Genomic DNA, 589 nt, shown 5'->3' on the forward strand with positions numbered 1-589 from the left:
GCCGAGCGCGGCCTCGCGCGCATCGTCGTCGCCAACCGCACCCGCGCGCGGGCGGAGACGGTCGCGGCGCTCGCCCCCGGCATCGCGACCGCGATCGAATGGGACGCGATCCCGGCGCTGATGCCCGAGGCCGGGCTTCTGGTGAACACCACCGCGCTCGGCATGGCCGGCAACCCGCCGCTCGACCTCGACCTCGCTCCGCTGCCGGCCCACGCGGCGGTGGCCGACATCGTCTACGTGCCGCTGGAGACGGGCTTCCTCGCCGCCGCCCGCGCCCGCGGGCTTCCGGCGATCGACGGGCTCGGCATGTTGCTGCACCAGGCGGTGCCGGGCTTCGAGGCCTGGTTCGGCGTGCGCCCGAGGGTGACGGAGGCCCTGCGCGCGGTCGTCGTCGCCGACCTGCCGCGATAGGTCCGCTCCGATGAGCGATACTGTGCGCAAAAAACCGTTCGTGCTCGGGCTCACCGGCTCGATCGGCATGGGGAAATCTGCCACCGCGGCGATGTTCTCCGCACGTGGCGTGCCGGTGCACGACGCCGACGCGGCCGTGCACGCCCTCTACGGGCCGGGCGGCGCCGCGGCTGGGGCG

At 74.9% G+C, this 589-nt stretch carries 1 protein-coding gene and 1 pseudogene; both read left to right on the plus strand.

Annotated features, from left to right (window positions below; genetic code table 11):
- A pseudogene (locus FV222_RS28635) lies at window positions 1-411 on the plus strand (shikimate dehydrogenase); the annotation flags it as partial.
- 10 nt (window positions 412-421) lie between these two features.
- Window positions 422-589, plus strand: a 168-nt coding sequence (locus tag FV222_RS28640; protein ID WP_147816497.1) for a dephospho-CoA kinase, incomplete at its 3' end; no start/stop codon positions are given.

The organism is Methylobacterium sp. WL103, assembly GCF_008039885.1.
GTDB lineage: Bacteria > Pseudomonadota > Alphaproteobacteria > Rhizobiales > Beijerinckiaceae > Methylobacterium > Methylobacterium cerastii.